Genomic DNA, 17,395 nt, shown 5'->3' on the forward strand with positions numbered 1-17,395 from the left:
ATCAAAATATAAGCACCAAGTAAGGACAAAACTGTTAGTCCATTGGGGGTGAAAAGAGAGTGAGTGTACTTGCCAATTGCGTCTGAAGGATTTTGTAATTGCTCAAACTGAAATATTTGACTAGTAGTTGTGTTAGTTGTCGCTAAAAACTTGTTCATAAAGGTATTGGAAATTGAAGGTCTACAACTTTTGCCCTAGCCGAAAATTCTTGAAGTAAAAGTGTCTCTTCATTTTTAGACATTCCAGCGACGATGGAAATTACTTTGTCTGTTAGCGATGTATTTTTGGGTACAAGAATTGGTTGAATTTGATGCCAATTCAAAAACTTATTGGATGAGTTGGGCATCCTTGGGCAATTTTTGAGTATACGATCGCGCTGCTCCTACTAAACCATTAATCTGGAAGTGTTGAGGGTTGACCAAAAATAATCGGGTCTTTTTCTTTGTATTCGATAAACGGAACAGGCCCTATAAAGTATGGCGAACAGGTGCGACCAACAAAGGGAATAATTTTGCAAATACGGAAGAACATGGCAGTTTCCATAGAACCGCTTGCTTCATCAATATCCCAAATCACTTGTTTAAATGCCGAACCAAAAGGATTTCTACCAGTTGGTTCTTGACCATCGTTAAGGGCTTTCAAGATGCCAAAGCCACCTGTTACCTTCTGTACTTTGCCAGAAATCCATTGAGTACCTGTAGTCCTGCCGATGCCTGCCATCTCTGCATGAGCGCAATTATTTTGTAGGCAAGCGACATTAAACCCTTGTTGATAACTACCGGAAATTGAGCGAGTCCGGTTTGCTTCTATGTCTCGCAGTACAATGTCAACTTTACCTATGAATGAAAGGTCGAGTGTTTCCAGCCCTGGCAAATTATCCCAGGTAAGAGTGGACAATCCAGGTACTCCATTAATTTTGGAGTCTTGCCAATTCCCAAATCGATTAATGGATGTGTTTTGAATGTCGGAAATAGATGTTAGTGAGTAATTTTTTAAATTTATTACTTTTCCTATTTCAACGTCACGTAAACGAGAATTTCGGCTGGCGTTACCTATTGTGCCCCCAGTAATTCCAAATCTTCTCAAGAAATCGCTGATAGGTTTAACACTTCTGACATTTCTATTACCTAAACCAGGAATCGCTTCGTTTAAAGATGGTAAAGTTTGCCATTGAGTTAATTGAAAATCATCTAATGTTAACCCACTTAAATTGATTCCTTGTACTGAAGCTATGGTTGAGAGATTTAAATTTTCTATTGCTAATTGAGGTGTTTCAAAATCCCCTAGTTCCATAAACTCGCTAATGCTTTGTCCTGCTGTCCAGGTTCTAGTTTCTGTACCTATTGTGCCTGGGTAGGTAACACTGCCACTTTCAGAAATAATCATGTCGCTGAATTTGAAACGCGACCAATCAGGAGTAAACCCATTAGGGGAATTGACAACGGGTACTTGTGCTGAAGCCTTGGGCAGCAAAAAGCCTACAAAAGAGTTCAATAGCCCATATTTTATAAAACTATGAATGAATAAGCTACCTAGTAAACTAAAAAAGATTAAGTAACGTAAGGCGTTATCATTGAGGCGAAAAGATGATTTCATAAGCCATTACCTTGTGTTAAAGAAGAATTCAGCTATTCTGAATTCAGGAGTCAGAATTAATGACTGGGGGATTCAGACCCACCACTCATTAAAGACCACTAAATCTCCGATTTAGTGGGGGACTTAAACCCGTTTATTCATCCGCCACTCGCACAGAATTCAATTGGAGAATTCTGGCTCCTGACTCCTGAATTCTGTTCGTTAAATTATCAGAACTATTACTTAAAGCAATTAATTTATTAACTAAGTCTTGAGAAACAGAAGCCGCCTTTGCAGCAGTAGAAATGTCGTTACCTGCTTGTAAATAACCAATTAACTTTTGCAATCGTTGATGCAGTTCATCTTGCTGATTCATCCATCCACTTTTAATAGCAACAACAATCCCATTCCTGATTTGATTAATTGTTTGTTGTGTTTTAACTAATGATTGCAATTGAGGTTTTGGGATTATTTGTTCTCGTGCCACATCAAGTTTGATTACCACCTGACTGTATTTAGGAGTGCCATTACTGGTTGCTAATCGAAAACTGTAAGCTTTGCGTTCGCCAGTTGATAATTGTGTAATGACTGTTAATAAAGTTGTCGATGTTTGCGGTAAGCCGGGAATGTTGACTCTGTTGATCCGCCGCAAATGAATCAGCCCAGCGCCTCCTTTAGGGCAATTCTCATCCAGTCCCTCTAAGCAACCATCTGTGTCAATGAGGATTTGTGAAGGGTCATCCAACCAAACTTTTTTGATAGTTTCGCCAAGCTCGTAAAATGAAATTGCTACACCGTGACCATTCCAGACGTTAATAGTTTGTAGTTTAGCGCTCGTACCACTAGCCATTGATTGAAAGATGGTACGGACAACTGGGGCGGCAATTGTGGATATTGGAGTCAGAGCGAGAGCCAACGCTAAAGTGCCGCTTGTAACTGTGTTAATTATGCTTTTCATGGCAACTCCAAGGAGCGATTAACTGTAATAGTGACTTTGGTTCCTTGTGGAATAAACCAAGCATTAGGACGAGAAAGAATTTCTTGTGTAGCTCGTTGATTACGTTGACTGACGTTTTGGCTAACTTGACCAAAAAACCCTTCGAGTAATGCACCAGTAATATTGCGACGATTGCCACTACTACGTCTTTTAATCCTGCCCGTAAATTCATCCTCAATTTCTTCTTCGCTATCGGGTTGGTTCATCATCTCCCCAACCTTTCCCAATGCAGACACAGCACCACCAAACAAGTCGTTACCGGCAATCTCTCCCCCCCTATCCTGGAATCTTCGGGCTATCAAAGGTCTGCCATCTTCCCCAGTTACAGATATTGCACCCGCTCCTATGGGATATTCTGTATTATCTTTAATAATGCTGCGGACATGAGCGATCGCTACACTGCCGCCATCGACCGAAGCCAACTCGACTGCTAATAACGTCCCCGCAGGTAATGCCACTTGCCCATAGTTGTCGCGCAAATCCTCTTTCAATCTAGCAACCGACCTATTGCTATTGGGGGTTGATGTCTGCCCTGAGTTATTATCTGTGGCTTGAACTAAGGGTGTAGCAAGAACACCACTAGCAAAAGTGCCAACACTGAGGTAGCGAGTTTGTTTTCCCTGAATGATTTGTCTTTCCTGACCTAAATATTTATCCGACTTAGCTTGAGTTTCCACTTGCCACCGGGGGCGGATCTTTTCAATCGAGTCGCTTGATTCTTGCGACGTGGTTTGGTCAAAATTATTTGTATCTGCTTGTTCATTCGATTGATTTTGAACTGCTTGAGTCTGTGCTGGGTCTAGCGAAGATTGGTTGTTGATGCTAGTTTCGGCATAGGCGATTTTGCCGTAAGAACCGATGCTACGAAGTTTGTTGAGTTGCTCAAAAGGATCTAGGGGCGTGAGTGTCCTTGCAGATGCAGATATATAAGGTTTTGGAGAAAAACTCGTGCGTGTTGGTGGCGGAGTGTAGGTTCTAATCGGCTGTGGTGCAGGGCGTGGTTGTTGTTGAACAGGGCGAGGTACTCCCCGCGGCGACGGCGGCTTGGATGGCACGACAGGATGAGTTTGAGAGACTTCTACTTGTGCTGGTTGTTCTTTTTTGTTTAGGTTAATTTTGTTCAGTTCCGAAGCTTGGTCAGATAAGGCTAGTTTTGCACGGGCATCACCATCACCTTCTTCATTCTGTTGGGCTTGTTCAGTAGTAGTTATTTTTTCTTCCCCTTTTTCGGCAATTTTTGGCGCTGGTGCAGGATTGAAAACACCATTGAGCATCCAGAATATAGCTAAAAATCCAACTCCAAAAGGGATAGTAATTATTGCCAATCTTGACCAAGGAGAGGTAACTAATGTATGCTTAGTCGTTACTAACAGAGTCTCTGGTTCTGGCGCTTTATTTCCATTAGTTTTACTACTAGCATCATCGATATGAAGCAAATCCTCTAAAGTCGATACAGACCCATTTTTATTATTCTCTTCACTCATTTTCTTTTGCCCAAATCTAAATCGACAATTTCGGTAATTTCTAATCCGGCTCTCCGGGCGGCATAGATTTTCTTAGCTAATTCGCTAGTATTAGCTGGGATATACTCTGGATTAGAAATCGATGAAAGTGTAATGGTTTTATTAAAAGTAATCCCCTTGCCGGAATTATCATTACGTTCAAAAGTTACGAGTGTAGCAATAAAATCTATTTCCCATTTCCCATCTCTGAGTTGCCGTGGCTGTGAAATAAATCTAGGAATTAAAGATACTTGCGTATCACCATTGAATATACCCGTGGGAGTAATTGAGGCTAACTTTTTCAGAAATGCGGTTCTAAATCCTCCATTTTCGCTCAGAGCAAATGCAGCATCATAAGCTTTAGCAGTAACTCGGCTATTCGATTTATTATCAAGTCTGCCTACTTCTACCCCAGTATCTTGCTTGGTTATAGGTTCACCTTTTTCATTGAAAGCTTGTACTATTCCATCCCAGTTAAACATCTTGATAAAGGTATCAGAAACAAACTTTTTAATGACTTCATCAGACCGTTGTTGGGGGTCTACTGCTCTGGCTGTAATGGTATCTCCTGATGATAATTGTACCAGAGCCAATTGTTTTTGATTTAGTATGCTAATGGCTCCATAATTGAGGAATTGTAATAATAGTGAAAATCCCGCCATTGAAAACCCAACTAAAGAGATTATTCCTACTCTAGTTGTCACATATTTATTGGCTCTAAGTAATTGTAATGGCTCTTTTTTTGTGGAAGAAGATTTTTGGTGCTTCAGCATTATCTTAACTATGGGTGTAAGGGGATATGGGCAATATGAATTCGCAATGGGGGAAGCCCATTGCGAATTGGTTGGTATCACTTTGCCATTTTTCCAACTAAACTACCGCCTTTAGTTACTAAACCCTTAGTGACTTCAATAGCGATTGAACTATAAGTTTCAGCCGCTTTATTAATTTGAGTAAGCACAGCAACGCCACCACCAGCCGCTAATCCTGTAGCTAAGAATGGAGCAATGACCCCAATAGTAAACAAAAAAAACATTGGCTGATAAGTTTTAGAATCAGCTACCAATTGTCCGGCGAAACCAACAATAATATTGAAGCAGAGTTTGCCAAAACCTACGCTGAAATATCCTACAAGCCAAGTGTAAATTGATTTAGCTCCGTATGGCAGCAAAGAACTACCAACAGCCACAGGGCCAAGGAGCGCTGTCACCAACATGGTTAATTCAATTCCCCACTGGTAAGCTCCGTTCATCCCGACTAAAATTATAGTAATAATGTCTGTTATGGCAGATCCTACGAAAGCATTAATCGGAGAGAATATTAAATCAATTCCACTTGCTTTACCGTCTTTGACATCATTGAAAGCATCAACAGCACCATCAATTGCATCGACGAACCAAGAAAACAATCCATTTTGACTAAATTTATCTGGATATTTTTTAGTTAGTTCTTTTTTTGCTTGGTACAAACAATTTATCTGTTCTTGCTTACTTAAAGAGGAATTTTGGCACCGATTAACAACTAAACCAATTGCGCTACGTGCAGCTTCAGTCCCTAATGCTTGTTCGTATGCTTTCTTGAGATCAATCCCCGCAGCAGCTTTAGTAAGAACTATATTATTTACATTATTAATATAGTTCCTAATACCTAAAGTTGATTGTCCTAAAAGATTTCCATTATTACTTAGGAGAGAGATAACTATTAACGGCCAAATAAAATCAGTGTAAGCCCGTTGCTCTTCTCCCGCCATCATTTTTTTTGTCCATTCAATGACGAAGAAAGTTAGTGTTGCTACAGCGAATAAAGCACCAACGTCACAAATTGCTGAATAAACACCACCTGCAATAGTTTCTTGCCAAAGTTCATTAAATCCTTGTGCTACTGAAGCTGCGTTTTCTTTAGCGAGATTAACTAAATCGTTATTGAGTTGTGCTAGTAAAAACATAAATCAAATCCTTACTCAATCAGTAATTTTGGAAAAATATTGGTAAGAATTCAGGATTCAGAATTCAGCATTCAGAATTCAGAATAGTTCAAGAATCTGAACAATATTTAATGGTCAAATATATAAATCAGACTAAATTCATTATCAATTCTGACTTATGACTCCTGGGTGCTGAATTCTTACAAATATTGTTGGATTGTTTGTATAGGAGGAAAAAGCTGTTGTAACTTTACCTCCTACTCTGTTTTTATTGAAAAAGCTAGGTTCAAAACCTCGCCCGAAGTTAAGCGAAAAAATCCAAGTTTTCTCAAGGGAGGTAAAAACTCCACCCCTCGTGGGTGGTTGAATTAATTGCGAATTGGTTTTATACCCTTTTAATCAGCAGAAGCTGGATCTAGCCGTGCATTAAGTACGACTTCATGTAGTAGAGACAATCTGCCATCTTCTTCTCCCTCCCCCTTTTTGCGTTGGGAGTCCAGACGATCTGCCACTTGAGTCAGCATCAGGTTGGAGTATGAATTGTCAAGTCTAGCCATCAAAGAGTCTGTGCGTTGCTGTGCCAGCATGGAGACAATTAAGCCATTCTGAGCCGCGATCGCTTTGAGAACATTTTGAGAGGCATCCATGTTCTGAGCTTCATCAGAAATATCTTTTGCAAGTTTAGCAATCTGTGCAGTAGTGTCAATCTTGGCTTGAGTTTGTTGTTGTCCGTCTTTGCTGACAACACTAGCGACAGAAGCCAGAGTTAGTTGACGCTCTAGTTCTTGTGCGTTCTGTTGAGCAACAGGATAAGAATAATTATCCTTGAGCGAATCAAATAATTGTTCGCTTGATGCAATTGGGTCAGGCGCTCCCAATTGTCCGATAGAATTGTCAATTGCAGCAGTAGCATTTTCTTTAATGCCAGCCCAAGCGTTGTTAATTTCTTCCTTAGCCCATGCTTGAATTTCCGAAACTTCACTTTGAAGATCCAAGGCGATGGAACTAAAAAAATCGTTAATATTGGTACCATAACTAGGTGCAGCAATAAATAAACTGCCGAAACTTGCAAAAGTTATTGCACCAATTGTCAATTTTTTGATGATTGGTTTCATTTAAGCAACCTGCTTGATTTTTGAGTGGAAAATCAAATGTTTAGCCAAATCTGACAATTCTTCTTGCCGAATCATCCTGATGTAATCCTCGGAAAACTTGACTAAACCAAGTAGAGGATTATTGTGATATTCTTTGAGAAATAAACTGCGTAATTCCTGCTCATCGGGATTATTAGCAACAGACGCTAATAAACAGTAAGCAGGATAGTATCTACAGAATGTGAGTTTGCCATTATCGTCTAATAGCCAATTAGAATAAATCGCCTCCTTTTTTGGATAAAAAGCTTCAGTACTGTTGACGCGAATAATTTCAGTAGGATACTTAAAGCGAACAATAAACGGGTCAACGGCTGATGATTGAATCCTGCCTACTAAACGTGTAGTGATATTGGCAAATATCTTTTGTGCAGCTTTGGACTGATAAATAGTCTCTGGTTCTTGGGCAGAGATGATAACGCGGATACCAGACTTGGCACCATTGGCGCACAATCGCCCAATCAACTCAGCAATAGAATCAAATTGGAATAAAATTGGTGCTTCATCAAGAAAGAATATCGAAGCTTTTGAGCTTAAGGCACGTCTTAGGGCTGCTGCATAAGCACTAAGGGCGAGTATGGCAGCATCAGCTTCACTTGATAAATTACGTAAAGCGAATACTAACAATTTGGCATTAGTTCTAAAGCTGGATGGACGTGAGATTGATTGTCCTACCCTAGTACTCAACCAATAATTTATTCTCAATCTCACTTGCTGTAAGGCTTCGGAAATTTCTTGACTATTACTAGCTATAGAATCTAATTGTATAAAAGCTGGAGAACAAAAATTATAAAAGTCTTTGAGTGTCGGAGTTTCCTCCCATTCTTTAGTTCCAAACCCCTGAAGTATTCCTAACTTGTACCGCAATTTAATTTCGTCATCATTAAAAAAAGTTTTTAATGTTAACGCAATAATTGACTCAATGTTTGTAACCATTGAAGGGCTAACACCAATAATGCTAGTTCCAATCACCATTGTCATCAGCACTGATTTGAGAAATTCCTTGAAATCGTTCAATCGCTCATTTCTCAGTTCTGCATCTAGAGAACGTAAATCAGGCAGTTCAAAGAGATTGTTCGATTCAGAGGAAATATCGAAGTATGCCCCATCAAGACCCAGCAGATTTGTGTAGTCGGTAAATGTAGAAGTACCATCGGGTTTGGGATAGTCTAGTGCCACTACCGGAATCTCTTGTGCCAGGGCTGGGGTTAATATTCCTGCGACTAATACAGATTTACCTGAACGAGTTGCGCCGAAGACTGCCAAATTCTTATGGTTTTGGTACAAGTCTAGGTGTACGGGGGTGCCGCCCTCCTCTGCAACTAACTCAAAGCCAGTGCAATCGCCTGTGGCAGTCCTAATCAATGGCATCAACCCTGGTGCTTCCGAACTAAAATATGGCAGTCGGCGGTTGAATGGTTTAGTAAGTAATGGTTCCCACACCATAGGACAACACTGCAACCATATCTTCCAAGCATATTCTGTTTCACGGTCAACAACGGCCGGACGCAGGAAATAACTAGCTAAGTAACGGCAAGCTTCATCTAATTCCCTTGTGGATTTACGATGCACGAGAAAAACAACACCAGTATGAACAACAACACTACCTTTATATATCGTCTTCTGCGCCTCTACGGCTTCTTCAATATTCATCCCCGACTTGACATCAATATTTCCTTTATCTGTAGATAAAGAAGTGCTAGTAATTGATTGTTTGGTAATGCGTTGAAGATTTGTTTTAGAGATAGTTTGATTTGCCTTTGTTAGCTGACAAATAATTTCTGTATCAAAAATACTGTCTCTAGAGATTAGTTCCCATAAATATCTTAACTGTGCTTGTTCGTCATACCATCCCCCTGGTTTTTGGCTGAAGTTGAGCGCCCCAATATATTTATCTTGGATTTTTACCCATTTCCGATCAAAAAATGGCACAGATTGCTCATTTTCTAACATCTGGTGGCGGATATGAAAATCACTAGTTTGAGTTTCTGCTAGTCCATTGACGGAATCTATTTTTAGAGGATTAGGAATTGGTGGTGGTGATGAGAGATTGAATTGCTGCCAAATTATTTCCCATATTTCTTGGGCACTCAGCACCCTAATCCCAAGTTTCATTTTATTACTTAGTATGGTTGACCATTGCAAAAAACCATCGCTAAAGGAATTTTGGAGGATATTTCCAATTCTGGTATTGTTATGGACATGAATTTCTCCAGTAAAAGAGAACCAACCTTTTTCTAATTTTCTGATAATCGATTCGATAAAATCATGAGAACGTTCATCATCAGAAATAACAGTGTACGTACACCAGAGCCTGAGAAACTTATTTTTCCTTGTGCCACTTTGCGTTAATTCTTTAACTCGCAATCTTTCACTGCGAATCAATAGCTTTAACTGCTCAATAGAGCAAGTTGACTCTAAAGAAGATAGTTCTTTTTGCCTATAATAATCCGAGGTAAAAGACCCTAAGTGTATTGTGAGGCTTTCGCCTTCGGGAATTTCTTTTAGTCCGGCTTCTATGCCCTCAAAAATAGGCAACATTTGCTCTGATGGCAAGTTGGGATGAATCCCTAAACAATCAAAGCAGAATTTGATTTGAATATTTTCACCTTTTTTGAGAATTAATGCGCCTACGCCCTGCCTACCTCCTAAGCTCAGGTCACATATTCCCGCCAAGTGAATAATATCTTCAAACGGAGTGAGCATTTTGACAACACTAATCTGCTCGTTTTCTAATGCGACTTTACCTAATTTATCTTTAGCCTGATTACAAGAATTTGGCATAACTTTTTCAATAACTGAAATTTAATGAGAACTCAAAACTTAGAACTTATTTTTCTTCCGACTTCCGACCTCCGACCTCCAACTTCTGTTGTATTGATTGAAATTTCATATATCCCCTACTAATCCGAGGGACGCTAACGAACTTCCCAAAAAAGTCTTTATTTGTAGAAATTGTCCACCAGGAACCCCATCCCCAAGCAATACTTAATCCTGTACCCAACCAACTTGTTTTCAGTAGATAATTAAAAATAAATACATTGACTACTGCTATTAATGTCCAGGGAAATATTTGGTCAGCAGGGAATGGTCCTAGTCTTGGTCTTTCTCCTAAAATCCGATTTACTGTCCGAAAAGTATGTTTCTCTGGCATATTTATCGATTTAACAAATTCGGTGGGTTTAAGTCTCCCGATTCTATAAACGGTCAGTTTTGTGGTCGGTACCCATTACAAAACTGTACTTCCAACTTCCGACTTCCGACTTCTTTAATAAAGAGTTATCAGCTATTAATTCAAATGCGTATTTCTCAACAACTGATAACCAAAAAGCTTTTTTACTGAACAATCAGACCAGTAATTAAATCTCCAACGAAAACTGCCATAACTATGATTAATGGAGTTCTTGCTAGCGTCTGCCAGTCTTCATCATTCCGGGCAGACTGAATAATGCGAACTAAACTGATACCAACATATAATAGGAATAAAGCTCTCAATACATTGAAAAAAAGTTCGATAACTTCTGATGTTTGTCCATTGTTGGCATTACCAAAAGTGTTTGTCATCCAAGTTTGAGCATTATTGAAAAATTGAGCATTAGCTGGAGCCGCCGCAAAATCAATTAGACAAATTACTGCTAACAGCGCAAACAAAACAGCATAGAGATTAACTCCATACTTTCGTTGTAATTTATCGAAGTTAGTAAATAATGCTTGTGACTGTTTCGGCAAGGCAATGACTATGGCGGACGCAATCATAAATCCACCCATCAATATATTGTGGACGGACATCTCTGCTATCATCAACACACCAGTCACACCCATGAGTGTAAGTGTGTTTTTTTTTGCCCTGTCATTCTTTGGGGAAGGTGAGAGCGTTGCTGTTGCCGAAGCGGAAAAACTTTCTGGGTATTCGTAGTCAGTACGCATCTGCTTTCGTTCTCCTGAACGATTTGATGAGGAATACGCACATTTTTAAATAAATCAACTTCAAGATGGAGACACCTTAGTACTAAAAAAAATAGCACGAAAGTACTAGTATAATATTGCTAACATTCATTTCTTAAGTATCCAGACATGAATTATAGTATTAGCAACCTTTTTGCTTGATATATAATCCCTGCAATTATTTATTAGTATAAATATTTTTGTAATTAGCTCAGTAAGATAAAAATTTCGGGATTGACTTTTGCTTGGTTTTGTGGATTAAAGCCTGTTCAATGTAATACATTGTACTGCTGTTTAAAATGAATTTTCGTAAAGTACATTCAAAAACTTCACAGCTTCACGTTTAGCTGTTTGAGAACGTAAATCGTACTTTTGGGTAGTCGCTGGGTTCGCGTGACCTGCAAGTTCACAAACGGCGAAAACATCTATACCCGCTTCTAGTAGTTTCGACAAATACACTGTCGCCGGATGAAGTGCCAACGGCAGTGATGTGGACAGCACTAAATCAATTATTAAATTGATAACATTAATCTGACAAACTACTTAAGCACCAAAGACTTTTTGCTATCAAAATCGATGTCATTCTTTGGCTGATGTTGAAGAAGGCAGAAGGCAGAAGGCAGAGGGCAGAAGGGACAATTAAGAAGGGGATTCAGACCCCTCCTTAATTGGGGCCACCAAATCGTAGATTATGGTGGGGGTCTTAAACCCTTACTCCCTTCTCTACGAGACGCTCCGCGAACGGTCGTGGCAGAGGGCAGAAAACAGTATTCCTTCTGCCTCCTGCCTTCTGCCCTCTGCCTTTCTTGATAACGGTTGAATGTTGAGCTTGTCCCCTACCTTGATATTGGCAGCGCCAGGAGCTAGCTCTAGCACCTGATTAGCAACACGACCTTTATATATGGGGCAGGGGGTTTTGTGACACGGTTCGGCATTGTAAACCGCAGTTGTCACCACATTGTTCTTGAGATAAAAAATGTCTAATGGAAAATTTACCTTGTACATCCAAAAAGGCACATTGTAAATTTCTGCCTCCAAGTTGAATAACATTCCGCGATCGCGTGGCAAAGATGCTCGAAATTTTAGCCCTTTCTCTAATTGCTCTGGTGTAGAGGCGACTTCTAGCTTAAATGTGCGATCACCTACGGTGGGCGGAACGCCATCGCCTTTCGTGAGAATGTGCGTAACTGGTAAATCCTGGGGACGAGTTTGGACGTAACCGCTAGCTACAGTGCCAATGATAATTGATACTCCAGCAACAGGGCCTAATATGTTCAGTAACTTGAAAGCAGCAACGTATAAATCCTTCTTGGAACTGATTTTTAAAGTTTTCATGATTATCCAAAAATATCAACATTGCCGAGACTATATATGGATGAATCGATAGGGCTAGATGGTTGACCTTGTAAAGCCGCAATGTTACGCATACTTTCAACTCGGTCAGCTTCGCGGATGGCCAGAGGATTCATACTCTGCCTTGCTGCGAGCAATGCCGACAATGTAATCTCAAGCGATGGCAGTTCTTGAAGGGGTGTAACATCATCACCAAACATTTGACAGAAACTAGAGACGGCGGCACGTTCTACAATGGCCCCAATCTCAGCACCGACACATCGAAGCGTGGCTTTGAGTATCCTTTTCCATTCTTGTTCAGTGTAGCCATCGCCCCCATTACGGAAACGAGGATCGAAACGGGCTAAGTGAATCTTGAATATTTCGTGCCGTTCTCCATAATTGGGTAAATCCACCTTGAAAATCTCGTCGAAGCGTCCGCTTCTGGTTAGTTCTGGTGGTAGCCATTCGATGTTGTTAGCAGAAGCTAAGATTAATACTTCACTAGTTCGCTCTTGCATCCAAGTGAGAAGCATCCCGGCAAGTCGCTTTGATAAGTCGTCATCCCCGACGAATCCCTTATCAAAGTCATCGAGGTATAATACTATACGGTTAAGCCGATCTACGAGTGTGAGTAAATTCTTGAGCTTATATTCAGCTAAATTACCATAACTGCGGAAACTACCCCACTCTAAGATAATCAGTGGCAGTCCTAATTGCTGAGAACAAGCTTTAGCCGAATAAGATTTTCCTGTCCCCGGCGGCCCGATTAGTAAAATCCCTTTGGGTAAGCGAAGATTATAAGCTTTTGCCAGTGTTGTCAACAAACGTTTGTATGTTTTAAACGCTTGTTGCATCAGTTCCAGCCCCCCAATAGCTGTAGCTGGAGGCTGGAGGAATTGAATATTGTAAATCCGCTTGAACAGTTCAATTTTGTAAACCGAAAGTTTTTCTACTAACTTATCTGGTGTAACTTCAGGAGCAATCGCCTGTCGAATACCATAGTCAATATCTGCCAAGTACATTCCCACACCAGCGATCGCAGTCGCATGAATTTCAACTTGATTATAATCAGGTAATACTTGGGGTAAGTAAGTGCTTATTTCCTCAATATTTGGTAGTTGTTGCACAATGGTGGGAACTTCGGGGGCAATATCAGATGACACAGTAGCGTTTGGCCCTAAGAGAATCGCTATCTTGTTGCAAGAGTGATTGTACAGCTTCAGGTTAATCAAAGCTGACTTAATCCACTCGGAAGTCAGGAAGAAATCGGGGTCGCTAGTCTGTTCTCCCAGCCAGGGGAATATACCTTCTAGTATCAGGATTCCTTGTAAATCAGTAGTTTTCCAAAACCGCAGAATTTCAAAGTAATGTTCGCGCCTACTTTTGGCGCTAGCCTGATACTGGTCAACACTTTGTAAACTTAATCCCTCCTCATTAGTAGATAACTGGTGTAGCGCATCATCTTCTAGCGTCCACAGGTAACAGTTAATGCCCAGGTGTTGGCATTGACAAGCTAGATTGGTGAGTAGCCGGAGCCTTTCTTGTAATGGAGACTCGACAGCAATCAGCTTATTGTTAAGTTTGATTAGGTCAAATACTTGCTTGATTAACTGATTAATCATCAGGGTTTGAGCTAAATTTCACCCCAATATTATTGATAGCTAAAACTTTTTACTAGCTACTTTGGTACTGAAAAAATTGGTACTAGAGTAGCTTGACTTTTGAAATAACTATAGTTCTAATTCTTGATTGTTTTGTTGTGAATATCGTTGTTGTAATTGACGAGAGAAATTGACTAACTGCGTATTCCAATCCCCAGTTTCGCACTTGAGTTGAGTCGAGTGTGGCAGTAGTTGTCTAACAGCCCGTGCCATTGTTGGTTGGCTAAAAGCTACCTGTACATGAGTCACATTACGTAATCTTTCAACAGGTAAACTTGAAGTGTCATCTACTGCCATGTAAACTGTTCTGTTTTCTGGTATTCCTTTAACCTGATATTCCAGCATAGCTACTGAAATCGCATCAATGGGAGAAAAAGACACTACAGCAGTGCTAGTTTTCTCACTAGGCTTTTTCCCCAAAGTAAAGTAAAACCAACTATCACGACGAACTGTACCTAACTCATAACCAGAGAATTTATTAGCTGTCCCTTCTAAAAATGCTCCTTTGGTATTCCCTTCTAAATCCCGCATCACAAACACTACATTTGCTTTTGAGTCGGCATAAACTAGCCCCTGGTTATGTAACATTTGTACGCAATCAGAGGGTATGCCTCGTTTCTCTTTGAGGTAATGTTCAACGCCTGACCAGTTAGCTTTATCCTCAACGGGTAGGGTAAATTGGGGTGCTGATTCAGTTTGGATAACAACAGCAGCAACTTTTTGAGCATGAGCCATCGCTGCACGTTTTGCGCCGACTTCACCAAATCGCTCCCCTATCCATGCGATCGCTGCTGTTTGGTTACATTTATTAACGTGCTTAACTAAATCAATAGCACTATTACCATCCAACGAGGAACCATTGCCAAAGTCAGTAAATTGAGAGCCATCTATATTAATAATGTGGTTTCGCCCTATCCATTCATTTCCTTTACGCCACAGTCCCAACTCCCAAGCAACATCATCCAGAACTAAATCAGTTGACCATTCGGTAAGTTTTCGCAATTGCTGATTATCTTTCTCTAATTGCTCAATTCGTTGTCTTAGTTGTTCATTTTCAAGGGCTAAGGCTTTGGCTGTAGCTTCCATCTCTTGCTTACGTTGATTCGCCCTGTCTCTGTCGGCAGCTTTAGCCTTCAATTGCGCTGCACTTAGCTCATCAACTTCTAAGTCACGCCCCTGTTCCACAATACGGTAAAAGTCCTTGATATCCTGGTGCTTTGCTCTGCTTCCCTTGATACCCCGCTCTAGTCCAATTAGCCGCATCGTGTTGTAATACGAATCCTGAAATTCATGAATTTTCTGCCGCCCGTCAAAGAAATGATTACAGCGCAATTGCCCTTCATCATCAAGGGGTACAAAGTAAGCATGAATATGGGGGGTGGCTTCGTCCAGGTGTAACTCGGCGCGGACAATGCGAGATCCATATTCATCCGCTAACCACTCTTTCGTCGCTTCTAGCCAATCATCCAACTTTTGTGGGTCATAGTAACCGGCTTGAGTGGGGCAGTTGGGACGGAAATAACTGGGCGATGCACTTAGCAACAACTCCACGCAGTACACCGCATCAGTGCGAATCTTCCGCCTTTGTTCATGCTCGGCAATTTTGGCTAGCACCAAATCCTCTAGTCGTTCCTCTGAGCCGAGGCTACCGATGAAGCGAATATTCTTTTGAGTGGGGTCAGCGTTTGGGGTTTCTCTTTCTCGTGCGGTGTGAGATGCACTTCCTGATATGTTGCCTCGCTTTAATTTTTTTAATCGAGCGATCGCGTAGCTCATGCTTCACTTCTTGGATAAACTTGATATCATTCTCAAGTCATGCTGATTTTCTTCAAATTGGAGAAATTTTGGCTACCTCCAAAAGAGCCAAATCGCTCAAATGCGAAAATGGGTAGATAGCCGTAGTAAGTACGACTATTTTAATATTTCTTCAGAGAATTGTTAGCGGTTTATGCCCCCTTATTTCAGCGACAGTCATAGACCAGTTGTAGGACAGTCATAGGACAGTTGTTGATCGGGAGTGAGTCTGTGACTTTTATGCCCTAGAACAGTCCTACGACAGTTATAGAGCAGTTTTAGAACAGGTGTAGAACAGTTGCAGAACAGTCATGAAAAAGTGTATTAAAATATACAATTTAGAGTTTTTAACCACAATAAATATATACTGTTAACGGAGTGAATAATGAATTTGTAAAAAGAACTTTCTTCAGCTAAACTGTACATAATAAATTTCTTCTTTTTCTGTGCAAAGAAAATGGAACTACCTAACAACAGTGACAAAAGTGCAATGAATAATTGCACAGAAACTTTGCCCAGACAAAAAAATGGAACAAAATCAACAAGTAATTCTTTCAGTTAAGCGGACGGTAGATACCGCAGAAGGTCATCTCCTAAATTATCTACAAACAGAACCATTTGACTTAGGGAAACTACCAGAAGTAGTGATGTTGACCCTGAAACAACATTGGTCGCCTTTTGCCATGTCTGCTGATGGGGTAGATGGTGAGCCTTTAAGACAAAGGGCTATATGGGCAATTCAACAGTTGGAAGCACAAGCGGCTTTAATTCGGGCGGTATTTATAGAACCATCAGTAGTGAAGACGGAGACTTCAAGGGGCGAAACTCAAGCTCAAGCTCAACAGGCGAATGGTGTAGAGTCGAGTCTACCCCAGACCCAGACAGAAGAAGTCCAAGCGTTAGAGCAGAGTGATGACGATGAGACTGATGACGATGAGACTGATCTCGAATGGATAGATATAAAACCGTCACTAGAAATGGAACAGGTTAATAAACTGTTTGGTATTGGTTAACTAAAGTGTCCTAACTATACCAATAACCAGTTAATAATTGCTCTCAAGGGTGAATAAGACTCTTGAGACAATGCCTATTTTCTTTTGCGATCGCACATAAATAGGAAAATGTATGAATACGCCCAACAAAGAGATAACCTCAACGATGCCAAAGATAGCAGCGTCGTTTGATTTAGGTGGCAGTCATAACCGAGGGATTGTTCAGATATACCCAGAAGGTGTGCCAATAGTGATAGCGATGAGTCCAGAAGTGGCCGATGTCAGCAGGGATTCAATAGCGCACTCATTTACACAGGTGCGGCTTGACTCGACTTGGGTAGGAATTGGGAATGAGTATTATGTATTAGGGGCTGTAGCTAAAGAGGCTTTTTTCGGTACACCAGCACTCAAACCCGGATTTCTCACAAGTGAAAAAAAAGTATTCACATAACCTCAATGACTAACAATTTTTTAATACATGAGTAATTTAGATTCAAAGGTAAAAGTCAAGTAAGCATA

The 17,395-nt window shown here is 40.5% G+C and carries 16 protein-coding genes; 2 read left to right on the top strand and 14 right to left on the bottom strand.

Going from position 1 to position 17,395, the window contains the following annotated elements:
- Nucleotides 1-154: 154 nt before the first annotated feature.
- The 14 genes from H6H03_RS37085 to mobV form a co-directional block, all read right to left on the bottom strand.
- Nucleotides 155-346 (bottom strand): hypothetical protein, encoded by a 192-nt coding sequence (locus H6H03_RS37085; protein ID WP_190960000.1) that lies wholly within the window; start codon nucleotides 344-346, stop codon nucleotides 155-157.
- A gap of 47 nt (nucleotides 347-393) precedes the next feature.
- Complete coding sequence (locus H6H03_RS37090; protein ID WP_190960001.1) at nucleotides 394-1,596, bottom strand: hypothetical protein; 1,203 nt, start codon at nucleotides 1,594-1,596, stop codon at nucleotides 394-396.
- Nucleotides 1,597-1,729: 133 nt separating this feature from the next.
- Nucleotides 1,730-2,533, bottom strand: a complete 804-nt coding sequence (locus H6H03_RS37095; RefSeq protein ID WP_242058173.1) for a hypothetical protein — start codon at nucleotides 2,531-2,533, stop codon at nucleotides 1,730-1,732.
- Nucleotides 2,530-4,056, bottom strand: coding sequence for a TrbI/VirB10 family protein (locus tag H6H03_RS37100; protein ID WP_190960002.1), 1,527 nt, complete (start codon nucleotides 4,054-4,056; stop codon nucleotides 2,530-2,532). Before H6H03_RS37100 ends, H6H03_RS37095 begins: the two co-directional genes overlap by 4 nt.
- Entirely contained in the window at nucleotides 4,053-4,778 is a 726-nt protein-coding gene (locus H6H03_RS37105; RefSeq protein WP_313932024.1) for a hypothetical protein, read from the bottom strand. Before H6H03_RS37105 ends, H6H03_RS37100 begins: the two co-directional genes overlap by 4 nt.
- Before the next feature lie 146 nt (nucleotides 4,779-4,924).
- The gene (locus H6H03_RS37110) at nucleotides 4,925-6,019 is read right to left on the bottom strand and encodes a hypothetical protein (RefSeq protein WP_190960004.1); all 1,095 of its coding nucleotides are present in this window, start codon (nucleotides 6,017-6,019) and stop codon (nucleotides 4,925-4,927) included.
- A 374-nt stretch (nucleotides 6,020-6,393) separates the two neighbouring features.
- Nucleotides 6,394-7,113, bottom strand: coding sequence for a hypothetical protein (locus tag H6H03_RS37115; RefSeq protein ID WP_190960005.1), 720 nt, complete (start codon nucleotides 7,111-7,113; stop codon nucleotides 6,394-6,396).
- Nucleotides 7,114-9,933 carry a hypothetical protein gene (locus tag H6H03_RS37120; RefSeq protein WP_190960006.1) on the bottom strand — a complete coding sequence of 940 codons (2,820 nt, stop codon included), beginning with the start codon at nucleotides 9,931-9,933 and terminating at the stop codon, nucleotides 7,114-7,116.
- 46 nt (nucleotides 9,934-9,979) lie between these two features.
- Nucleotides 9,980-10,303, bottom strand: a complete 324-nt coding sequence (locus H6H03_RS37125) for a hypothetical protein (protein ID WP_190960007.1) — start codon at nucleotides 10,301-10,303, stop codon at nucleotides 9,980-9,982.
- Nucleotides 10,304-10,485: 182 nt separating this feature from the next.
- Nucleotides 10,486-11,076: a hypothetical protein gene (locus H6H03_RS37130; RefSeq protein ID WP_190960008.1), complete on the bottom strand. Its 591-nt coding sequence runs from the start codon at nucleotides 11,074-11,076 to the stop codon at nucleotides 10,486-10,488.
- Nucleotides 11,077-11,388: 312 nt separating this feature from the next.
- The gene (locus H6H03_RS37135) at nucleotides 11,389-11,595 is read right to left on the bottom strand and encodes a hypothetical protein (RefSeq protein ID WP_190960009.1); all 207 of its coding nucleotides are present in this window, start codon (nucleotides 11,593-11,595) and stop codon (nucleotides 11,389-11,391) included.
- A gap of 222 nt (nucleotides 11,596-11,817) precedes the next feature.
- The gene (locus H6H03_RS37140; RefSeq protein ID WP_190960010.1) at nucleotides 11,818-12,429 is read right to left on the bottom strand and encodes a DUF192 domain-containing protein; all 612 of its coding nucleotides are present in this window, start codon (nucleotides 12,427-12,429) and stop codon (nucleotides 11,818-11,820) included.
- A 2-nt stretch (nucleotides 12,430-12,431) separates the two neighbouring features.
- Nucleotides 12,432-14,051, bottom strand: coding sequence for an ATP-binding protein (locus H6H03_RS37145; protein WP_190960011.1), 1,620 nt, complete (start codon nucleotides 14,049-14,051; stop codon nucleotides 12,432-12,434).
- Between the two features lie 108 nt (nucleotides 14,052-14,159).
- Nucleotides 14,160-15,866 carry a MobV family relaxase gene (mobV, locus tag H6H03_RS37150; protein WP_190960012.1) on the bottom strand — a complete coding sequence of 569 codons (1,707 nt, stop codon included), beginning with the start codon at nucleotides 15,864-15,866 and terminating at the stop codon, nucleotides 14,160-14,162.
- A gap of 545 nt (nucleotides 15,867-16,411) precedes the next feature.
- Here mobV and H6H03_RS37155 point away from each other — a divergent pair.
- Entirely contained in the window at nucleotides 16,412-16,897 is a 486-nt protein-coding gene (locus tag H6H03_RS37155) for a hypothetical protein (protein ID WP_190960013.1), read from the top strand.
- Nucleotides 16,898-17,009: 112 nt separating this feature from the next.
- Nucleotides 17,010-17,327: a hypothetical protein gene (locus H6H03_RS37160; RefSeq protein WP_190960014.1), complete on the top strand. Its 318-nt coding sequence runs from the start codon at nucleotides 17,010-17,012 to the stop codon at nucleotides 17,325-17,327.
- Nucleotides 17,328-17,395 lie beyond the last annotated feature (68 nt).

The organism is Nostoc paludosum FACHB-159 (genome assembly GCF_014698835.1).
In the GTDB taxonomy this organism is placed as follows: Bacteria; Cyanobacteriota; Cyanobacteriia; order Cyanobacteriales; family Nostocaceae; genus Nostoc; species Nostoc paludosum.

Excerpts from the sequence above, each read along its gene's own strand:
- H6H03_RS37085 (WP_190960000.1), bottom strand. The coding sequence starts at position 346 with ATGCCCAACTCATCCAATAAGTTTTTGAATTGGCATCAAATTCAACCA.
- H6H03_RS37090 (WP_190960001.1), bottom strand. The coding sequence starts at position 1,596 with ATGAAATCATCTTTTCGCCTCAATGATAACGCCTTACGTTACTTAATC.
- H6H03_RS37095 (WP_242058173.1), bottom strand. The coding sequence starts at position 2,533 with ATGAAAAGCATAATTAACACAGTTACAAGCGGCACTTTAGCGTTGGCT.
- H6H03_RS37100 (WP_190960002.1), bottom strand. The coding sequence starts at position 4,056 with ATGAGTGAAGAGAATAATAAAAATGGGTCTGTATCGACTTTAGAGGAT.
- H6H03_RS37110 (WP_190960004.1), bottom strand. The coding sequence starts at position 6,019 with ATGTTTTTACTAGCACAACTCAATAACGATTTAGTTAATCTCGCTAAA.
- H6H03_RS37115 (WP_190960005.1), bottom strand. The coding sequence starts at position 7,113 with ATGAAACCAATCATCAAAAAATTGACAATTGGTGCAATAACTTTTGCA.
- H6H03_RS37120 (WP_190960006.1), bottom strand. The coding sequence starts at position 9,933 with ATGCCAAATTCTTGTAATCAGGCTAAAGATAAATTAGGTAAAGTCGCA.
- H6H03_RS37125 (WP_190960007.1), bottom strand. The coding sequence starts at position 10,303 with ATGCCAGAGAAACATACTTTTCGGACAGTAAATCGGATTTTAGGAGAA.
- H6H03_RS37130 (WP_190960008.1), bottom strand. The coding sequence starts at position 11,076 with ATGCGTACTGACTACGAATACCCAGAAAGTTTTTCCGCTTCGGCAACA.
- H6H03_RS37140 (WP_190960010.1), bottom strand. The coding sequence starts at position 12,429 with ATGAAAACTTTAAAAATCAGTTCCAAGAAGGATTTATACGTTGCTGCT.
- H6H03_RS37145 (WP_190960011.1), bottom strand. The coding sequence starts at position 14,051 with ATGATTAATCAGTTAATCAAGCAAGTATTTGACCTAATCAAACTTAAC.
- mobV (WP_190960012.1), bottom strand. The coding sequence starts at position 15,866 with ATGAGCTACGCGATCGCTCGATTAAAAAAATTAAAGCGAGGCAACATA.
- H6H03_RS37155 (WP_190960013.1), top strand. The coding sequence starts at position 16,412 with ATGGAACAAAATCAACAAGTAATTCTTTCAGTTAAGCGGACGGTAGAT.
- H6H03_RS37160 (WP_190960014.1), top strand. The coding sequence starts at position 17,010 with ATGAATACGCCCAACAAAGAGATAACCTCAACGATGCCAAAGATAGCA.